Source organism: Paraburkholderia sediminicola (assembly GCF_046026895.1).
GTDB lineage: Bacteria > Pseudomonadota > Gammaproteobacteria > Burkholderiales > Burkholderiaceae > Paraburkholderia > Paraburkholderia sediminicola_C.
On the sequence record NZ_JAQQEU010000141.1, the window covers coordinates 1 to 8,355 of the forward strand.

At 61.5% G+C, this 8,355-nt stretch carries 5 protein-coding genes and 1 pseudogene; 2 read left to right on the top strand and 4 right to left on the bottom strand.

Features of this window, described 5'->3' with window-relative positions:
- From PQR02_RS38820 to PQR02_RS38835, 4 genes are all read right to left on the bottom strand, one after another.
- The coding region (locus tag PQR02_RS38820; RefSeq protein WP_408243127.1) for an ATP-binding protein at positions 1–2,188 on the bottom strand (2,188 nt) is incomplete at its 3' end.
- Between the two features lie 284 nt (positions 2,189–2,472).
- The gene (locus tag PQR02_RS38825) at positions 2,473–2,931 is read right to left on the bottom strand and encodes a hypothetical protein (protein ID WP_408243128.1); all 459 of its coding nucleotides are present in this window, start codon (positions 2,929–2,931) and stop codon (positions 2,473–2,475) included.
- Positions 2,932–3,031: 100 nt separating this feature from the next.
- On the bottom strand, positions 3,032–4,324 hold the full coding sequence (locus tag PQR02_RS38830) for an MFS transporter (protein WP_408243129.1): 1,293 nt from the start codon (positions 4,322–4,324) through the stop codon (positions 3,032–3,034).
- 234 nt (positions 4,325–4,558) lie between these two features.
- Entirely contained in the window at positions 4,559–4,861 is a 303-nt protein-coding gene (locus PQR02_RS38835) for a hypothetical protein (protein WP_408243130.1), read from the bottom strand.
- A 254-nt stretch (positions 4,862–5,115) separates the two neighbouring features.
- Here PQR02_RS38835 and PQR02_RS38840 point away from each other — a divergent pair, with 254 nt between their 5' ends.
- Both PQR02_RS38840 and PQR02_RS38845 read left to right on the top strand, forming a co-directional pair.
- Positions 5,116–7,905 (top strand): bifunctional YncE family protein/alkaline phosphatase family protein, encoded by a 2,790-nt coding sequence (locus tag PQR02_RS38840; protein ID WP_408243131.1) that lies wholly within the window; start codon positions 5,116–5,118, stop codon positions 7,903–7,905.
- Positions 7,906–8,133: 228 nt separating this feature from the next.
- A pseudogene (locus PQR02_RS38845) lies at positions 8,134–8,355 on the top strand (methyl-accepting chemotaxis protein); the annotation flags it as partial.

An 8,355-nucleotide genomic window follows, 5' to 3' on the forward strand; every position in this document is an offset into this window, starting at 1 on the left:
GGGCGACCTGTTCGCGCTCCTCCTGCGTGTTGATCAGTGCCGCGCCGCGTGCGAACTGGTTCACAATATCGAAGATGTTTTCCTCGAGGTCCTCCGCGGGCGTCCGGGTCGCGAGAACGCGGCCAATTCGGAGATGCGCCATCGCCCGCGCGCCTTCGCGGATGAGTTCATACGCAGCCTCCCGGATACGGTCGTGAAGGAATGTATAGGTACGATCCGAGCGCACGACGAGGCCGGAACGCACGGCGTCCCACAGCGCTGCGCGCGTCGCCTCCTCGCCCTCCGCGTGCACCAGAGCGAGTGTGTCCGCGTTTGCGACATTCCCCAGGCAGGCCAGCTGTCCTAGGGCTTTCCGAGTCGCTCGTGGCAGGCGGCGCAGCTTCGCCGCCATGAGATCCGCGACGTTGTCGGTGAATCCCTTGAGGCGGATGTGGGGCAGGTCCCATGTCCAGGCCGCCATGCCGGAATCGAATGTCAGTAGTTCCTGCTCGGCCAGGGCGAGCAGGAACTGGATCGTAAAGAACGGATTGCCAGCCGTCTTCTCGAACATCAGGTCAGCCAATGGTCGTACGCGCCCTGGCTCCATGTGCAGCGCATCCGCCAGCAGCCTCGCCACATCCTCCGGACCCAGGGCCGCCAGCACGATCTCCCGCACCCGCCCGCCGGCGCCGCGGAGTCTCGCCAGCGTTCGCGCTAGCGGGTGCGCGGGACCAACCTCGTTGTCACGGTAGGCCCCGACCAGCAGCAAGTGGCGCACGTCGGGGTGCGCAATCAGATGCTCGATCAAATCAAGGGTTGCCGGGTCCATCCACTGCAGATCATCGAGGAACAGCGTTAGAGGGTGCTCCGGCCTGGCAAACACGCAGAGGAAACGCCGGAATACCATCTGGAACCGGGCCTGCTGGTCCTGTAGCGGAAGGTCAGGGGGCGGTGGCGGCTCACCGATTATGAGAGCCAGCTGGGGGACGAGAGAGACCATGAGCTGGCCATTCGGACCCAGCGCCTCCTGTAATGCGGCGCGCCATTGGCCCATCTCCGTGTCGCTCTTGCCGAGAATCTGTGAGACAAGCCTCTGGAAGGCCTGAGCCAGCGTCGCATAAGGGATATTTCGTTTGTACTGGTCGAATTTGCCTGATGCGAAGAGCCCGCGGCGCGGGACGAGCACCTTATGCAGTTCATTGCCGACGGAGGACTTGCCGATGCCGGAATAGCCAGAGAGCAGCACCAACGCCGGAGTACCTTCGTTGACAACACGATCGAAGGCGGTGAGCAAGGTCGCGATTTCGCGCTCTCTCCCATACAGCCTTTCGGGAATCAGCAGCCGGTCGGAGATATCGCGTTCGCCCAGCGGAAATGGATTGACCTGGCGAACCGCTTCCCATTCAGTCAAACAACGGCGAAGATCATGCTGGAGGCCAACCGCCGTTTGATAGCGTTCCTCGGCGGTCTTGGCGAGCAGTTTCATGACGATGCGTGAGACTTGCGCCGGAACGCGCTTAACCCGCTCGCCCGGTGGTACCGGGTTTCGCGCAATATGGCAATGGATCCACTCCATCGGCTCAGATGCAGTAAACGGCAGCGAGCCAGTGAGCATCTGGTAGAACGTGACGCCGAGCGAGTAAAGGTCGCTGCGCGCATCGATTGAGCGATTCATCCGGCCAGTCTGCTCCGGCGCCATGTAGGCGAGGGTGCCGGCAATGGTCTCGGGCGGTGCGGGCAATTGGCGCTCGCGCGGCAGGAGTGAGGCGAGGCCAAACCCCGTGAGCCGCACTGATCCGGTTGATTCGTCGACAAGGATATGGGCCGGCTTGAGGTCCTTGTGGACAAGGCCGCGCAGATGGACCTCGCCGAGCGCCGCGGCAATGCTGACCGCCAGTCGCACGAATCGGTCCGTTTCGAACGGCGCGCCCAACAGCCGCTCGAGTGGCTCACCGCCTGGGTCGTCGAATACCAGCACGGTCCGATCGCCTTGACGCACAAGCTCCAGCGGCCGCACCGCCCATGCCCTATCCAGCTGGTCCTTTAAGCCGTATTCGTGCGACAGGCGATCCTGGCTGGCAGCCGTCGGGGGCTCGCCTGTGGACCACGTCGCTAGCACGGAAGTTCGCGTGCCGTCAGCGCTTACGTGCCACCTCCTGAAGAAGGCACGATCGCCGTCCTTTCCCAATATCTCGAAACTGCTATCCACGGCTGCACTGACCCCGTAAGTCAGGTTCGACTGCTGGTCTTCGCCGTGGAGCCGGTTGCCACGCCAAGCGAAAAAAGTGCGTTAACCGCGTCGGCAGGTCAGACCGGTCTGCCACAGTTGAAGGTCGGTTCATGTTTCCAGGCGAATCCTAAGGACCCGTATTGGTTCGGATGGACAACGGTCCCCAATAGCGGCTGGCCGTCTGCTTCGGGGCTGCACTGCCGCTCTGCGACGGTCAAAGCGGCCGTCCAGCCGGGTTGATCAACCGTTGTCAGCTGAGGAACCTAACCGACGTTGACGTGTAGATGGACGAACGACAGCTTCGGCCGAAATCCTTCCATGGGCATCCCGCGGGTTTCGGAGTGGACCAGCCGTTTGAATGATGGCTTAGTGGGATGGACGAGCGACAACGATTGGCCGAACTCAGTCCCACTGCTATTCGCGCGCACACGTATCCACAGGCCATTTTGGTTTGGTCCTGGTGAATGATCCAAACCATCTCGCGCGCCATGTGCCGTCCCGCCTTTGAATTCAGCACCTGATCGCCGGAAGAATTCGACGTAGCGCGCGTTCGCCGTCGATACCACCAGTAGTACCTGCAGGTCGCGGAACCAGTGCGGGCACATCGTCACGGCGGCGGCCACCGCCGACGCGATGTTCCTCCGTGCAGTGATGCCACGCGCGCCATCACCGGTGGTCGGCTCCGAGTGAACGACCTCTCGCCAGCACTGCGGCAAAATCACCGGCGCTCCAGGCAGGAACGCTGCGATAACCGCCGACGCTGGTGTCGTGCATTTTCATCGCATCGCTTACCGGCGTCTTCGGCAAGTTGACGCGAGGCCGTCAGGCCACCGTGCCGGTCGTCTCGACCGCATTGCCCAGCTTAGGCGAGCCGATCACGAAGATCATCGTCAGCACGCCGATCAGATCGATAGCCGCGCCGAGCATGAAGCCGCTGCCATAGCCACCGAGGTACTGCACCGCGAAGCCCATCATCGTCGGGCCGACGATTCCGGAGATGTTGCTCATCAGGTGCACGAACCCGCTCACGCCACCGAGATGCCGCCCCGGCACGAGCTCGTGCATGGTGGCCCAGCACGCCTGCGAAGACGCCGTGAGAAACATCACGGCGCACGCGACCAGGACCACCGCTGGCGCGGTGGAATCCACCATGCTGACGCCGAGCATCGCCAGACCCGAGAGCGCGAGCGGCACCACCGCCGAGATCTTTCGAGCGAGCAGCTTGTCCTTCATGCGCTTGAAGAAGGCGTCGGCGGCCAGGCCGCCGCCAAAGTAGCCGATCCCGCCACACGCCCACGGCACCGCGCTCAGGACGCTCATCTGCTTCATGTCGAGATGGAGGGCGTTGGTGAAGTAGCTCGGCATCCACGAGATGAACACGAACAGCGTGTAGTTCACCGCGAACAGTCCGACGCCGAGCGCGAGCGTGCTCGGACGCATCAGGTAGCTGCGCAGCGGCATGCTGTCGTTGCCGGCTTCTGCGGGATGAATCGCGCTGCGGCTCGCTTCGATCATCTCGCGTTCCATTGCGCCGACGCGGCGGTTCTCGGCGGGCTTGTCGGTCGCGAACAAACGCCATGCAACGATCCAGACGAGCCCGAGCGCAGCGATGATCACGAATGAGGTGCGCCATCCGTACGCAACCGCGATCAGGCCGACAATCGGCCCCGCGATCGCGCTGCCAACGGTTTGACCGGAGAACGTGAAGCCGATCATCGTCGAGGTTTCGTGACGCGGAAACCAGTTGGTGATCGCGCGGTTCGTCGTCGAATTCATCGGACCTTCGCCGAAGCCGAACAGCGCGCGGGAGAGCAGCAGCGTGCCGAAACCGGTCACGGCCGCGGTCAGGCCGCAAAAGATCGACCAGCTGCCCATCGCCCAGCTGAACACGTGGCGCGGGCCATATTTGTCGGCCAGGTGGCCACCGACGAACGCAAAGATAGAATAGCCGAAGAAGAAGCTGCTGAACACGATGCCCAGCTCCGACGGCGAGAGGCTCAGTTCCTTGTTGATGATCGGCGCGACGACGCCGAGTGCCGCGCGGTCCATGTAATTGATGGCACCCGCGACGAACAGCAGCAAGGCGACGACATAGCGATATCTACCGGTCTTCATTTGTCTCCAACTTTTGTTAACCCTTCCATCGCTCTCAAGTAGTCGCGTGGCTTGGTCATGTTGCCGACTGGACAGCCGCCGCAGTAACCGCGATATGCGCCGCCGTTCCGCCAAGCGGTTCTTCGTAGCGAGTAGAGTAGGTTTTGCCGAAGCGCTAATCTACTCTACGGTGGGATATGCCAGTGCCACGTTAGCGTAACTTGCCTATACGAAGGTATAAGCGGTTCTGTCGCATCAAGGCGGTGCGATATAACTTGCGTCGACAAAACGAATCGCATGCGCAACGAAACAGCCCCAGACCGGCTGCCGACAGACCGGCGACTTCTTTTTTCCGCCAACTTGCTCATGGTGGATGGTTTGTTGGTTGCTGGTTTCCGGCTTCGACATCCGACTCTCAGCTGAAACCTCCGCGGTTTTGTCGCAGTAAGGCTCGCGGAGGAAAGTTGATCGATATGCGAAGTACTGCTTATGTTGCCAGTTCGTAGAATTGATCAGCGGCGGTCGATCCGCATTTTTTTCCGCGACGCCTTGATTCACGTTTCTGACATGCGCAAACGTTAAATTCTTCTGGCTGAGGGACAGGAAAGTTCAGCGCAAGCAGTTCCAAATTCTAGATCAGGAGTAACAGAACAGATCTGAGAGGTTCAGGAGCAGAGATTTCAATTCTGTTTGTTTTCTGGAAATATAAAATGAAAAAATGCAATCTGATTCAGTCTGGCATTACATTAGGATTACTGACTGGCTCTATACTCTTCCCATCCCTTCAAGCAGGCGCGGCACCTCAAAGCAGCATGGAACTGTTGCCCACCGGCCAGTTCATCTCCCCGAGAGCCATTCCGGGCGCCGTCCAGCAGTTGCTGAATCCGCAGCTTTCGGCCAAGTCGACCCAGGTGGTCAGCGGTGCCATCAAGTCGCAGCTCAGCCCGGACGGCAGCACGCTGGCCGTGATCACCGCTGGCTACAACACTGTCTACACGGGCGCCAACAACAGCACGCTGGACAAGGCTGACTCGACCCAGTACATCTTCATCTACGACGTGTCGGGCGCGAACAAGGCCAACCCGAGGCTGGTGCAAGCCATTCACCAGAACAACGCCTTCGACGGTCTCGCCTGGAACGGCAACCAGACCCTGTACGGCACCGGCGGCGCCGACGACACGGTCTATGCGTATAAACGCGCTTCGGCTGCCCCGTCGGCCCAATGGTCCCAGACCGCGGCCATCGCACTGAACCACACGAAGGGTATCGGTTCGGGCGTCAAGCCGAACGCCGGCGGTCTGGCTGTCTCCGCTGACGGCCGGAACCTGGTCGTTGCCAACAACTACAACGATTCGATCTCCATCATCGATACGGGCTCGAACACGCTCGTGTCCGAATACGACCTGCGTCCGTTCAACACGTCGGGCCAGCAGGGCGTCCCCGGTGGCGAATACCCGTGGGCGGTTTCGCTGAAGGCCGACGGCACCGCGTTCATCTCGTCGGTGCGTGACCGTGAAGTCGTGGTGCTGAACCTGGCGAACCCGGCCGCGCCGCAGTTCATCACGCGCATTCCGGTGAAGGGCAATGCATACGGCATGGCCTTCTCGCCTGATCAGTCGAAGCTCTACGTCGCCGTATCGAACGCCGACCAGGTCGCCGTCATCGATACCGCCAGCCACCAGGTTGAGAAAACGATCGACATCGCCAGCCAGAATGGCGACGGCAACGACCACGGCAGCGGCAACAACAAGAAATACAGCGGCCGCGATACGGTCAATGTGACCGTATCGAAGGACGGCAAGACCCTGTATGCGGTCAACAACGGCGACAACTCGATCGCTGTGATCTCGCTCACTGGCGAGAACGGCTACCATGTCGACGGTCTGATCCCGACCGCCTATGCGCCGAAGGACATCACGCTAAGCGCCGATGGCTCGCAGATGTACCTCATCAACGGCAAGTCGGTCACGGGCCCGAACCCGCTCTACACCGCGGGTACCAAGGACCAGTACCAGTTCGGCCTGGAACAGAGCAGCCTCGTCAGCGCCCCGGTCCCGACGGGCGATGTGCTTGCCCAGCTGACCACCCAGGTGGACGAAAATAACCACTACTCGGTGAAGGAAACGGACAGCGATCGCGAAACGATGAACTTCCTGCGCGCTCGCATCAGGCACGTGATCTACGTCGTCAAGGAAAACCGCACGTACGACCAGATCCTCGGCGACCTCGGCAATGGCTCGAACGGCGATCCGACGCTGACGATGTTCGGCAAGGCCACCACGCCGAACTTCCACAACATCGCCACCAACTTCGTCACGCTCGACAACTTCACCGATCCGGGCGACGGCTCGATGGACGGCTGGTCGTGGGTGCAGCATGCGCACGTCACGCCGACCGAGGAAGTTTCGCAGCAGGAGAACTACGCTGGCGTCAGCCGCGGCATGGCGTATGAATCCGAAGGCTCCAACCGCGGTCTGCCGGTTGGCCTCCCCACCACCGCCATGCGCGACTTCGCCACGAACGGCAGCTTCACGAGCACCACGTCGTCGCAGCCGGGCGGCGCGGCCAACGCGCTGCCGGGCATCGCCGACGTGACGGTGCCGGATGCGCCGTTCGGCTATCAGAAAGCGAGCATCTACGACGCGGTTCTGCAAGCCGGCGGTTCGGTCCGCAACTACGGTGGCATGGTCAACAACGTCGGCACGATCGGCACGATCGCCAACCCGCTGCTCAATCCGGCCGGTGCCAACATCGTCCAGGCCCACCCGCTCAAGCCTTCGCTCGTCAACCTGACGGACCCGTACTACCGCGGCTTCGACCAGGCCTATCCCGACACCTTCCGCGAACTCGAATGGAACCGCGAGTTCCAGCAGTACGTCGCGAACGGCCAGCTCCCGTCGTTTGAATTCGTCCGCATGGGCTCCGACCACACCGGCAGCTTTGCGCAGAACGTCGGCCAGATGGGTTCGGCTGAGCAGGAAGAAGCCGATAACGACTTCGCGGTTGGCAAGCTGGTCGAGACGGTCGCGCACAGCCCGTATGCGCAGGACACGCTGATCGTGGTGGTCGAGGATGACTCGCAAGCCGGTTCCGATCACGTTGACTCGCACCGCTCGCCCGCTTACGTCGTCGGCGCGTACGTGAAGAAGCACGCCGTCGTCAGCACCGCCTACAACCAGGTCAACGCGCTCCGTACCATGGAAGACGTGCTCGGTACCCAGCACATAGACCTGAACACGGCCTACGCCAAGCCGATGACCGACCTGTTCGACACGAAGTCGGACGGTTCGTGGACGTACACGGCCGCTGCTTCGACGATCCTGAAGGGCACGAACGTGGGCAACGTGGCGAGCGGCACCGACGGCAACCAGTTTGCCCAGGGTGAGGACATTCATCCGCTGCATGACGCGACGTACTGGGCGAACGCGACGAAGGACTTCGATTTCTCCAAGGAAGATCGTATTCCGCCGGAGCTGTTCAATCGCGTGCAGTGGAAGGGCGTGATGGGTGACAAGCCGTATCCCGTCCCGCACTCGATCTACTCGAAGGTCGCCGCCGAAGGCTCGAAGACAGTTGCTGCTGTCGACGACGACGACGATTAAGCAGGTCGTCGCGTGGTCCGGTTCGAGTGCATCGGGCGGCCTTGCATTGCCTGATGCGCGAGATCCGAAGTAGCCAGTCACGGCGGGTCGCTGTCCCTACGGACGGCCGCCCGCCGACCTTCTCACTACCGTCTACAACAATAACCGGCTGTCAAACGAACTAAATTTGGGACGCCAGTTCACGATTCAGCGAAGCTCACTGACGTTGCCTTGCACACGCCGGCGTCGATGTTCATTGATGTCACCGACGGCATGGATGCGCTGACCGCCATGCAAGTCTCCGCTGCCCAAGCGACGTTTAATGCCGCGCAAGCGCGCTCTCACTGGTTCGTAGGCGTAGCCGTTGCGGGAATTCTGATAGCGCTCGGCGCGGCGATGATGGCTTGGTGGACACTGCAGCGCGCGATAGGCGAGCCACTTGCGAGAACACTGGACCATTTCAACGCGATT

Coding starts and splice junctions, on each gene's coding strand:
- PQR02_RS38830 (WP_408243129.1), bottom strand. CDS start 4,324: ATGAAGACCGGTAGATATCGCTATGTCGTCGCCTTGCTGCTGTTCGTC.
- PQR02_RS38840 (WP_408243131.1), top strand. CDS start 5,116: ATGGAACTGTTGCCCACCGGCCAGTTCATCTCCCCGAGAGCCATTCCG.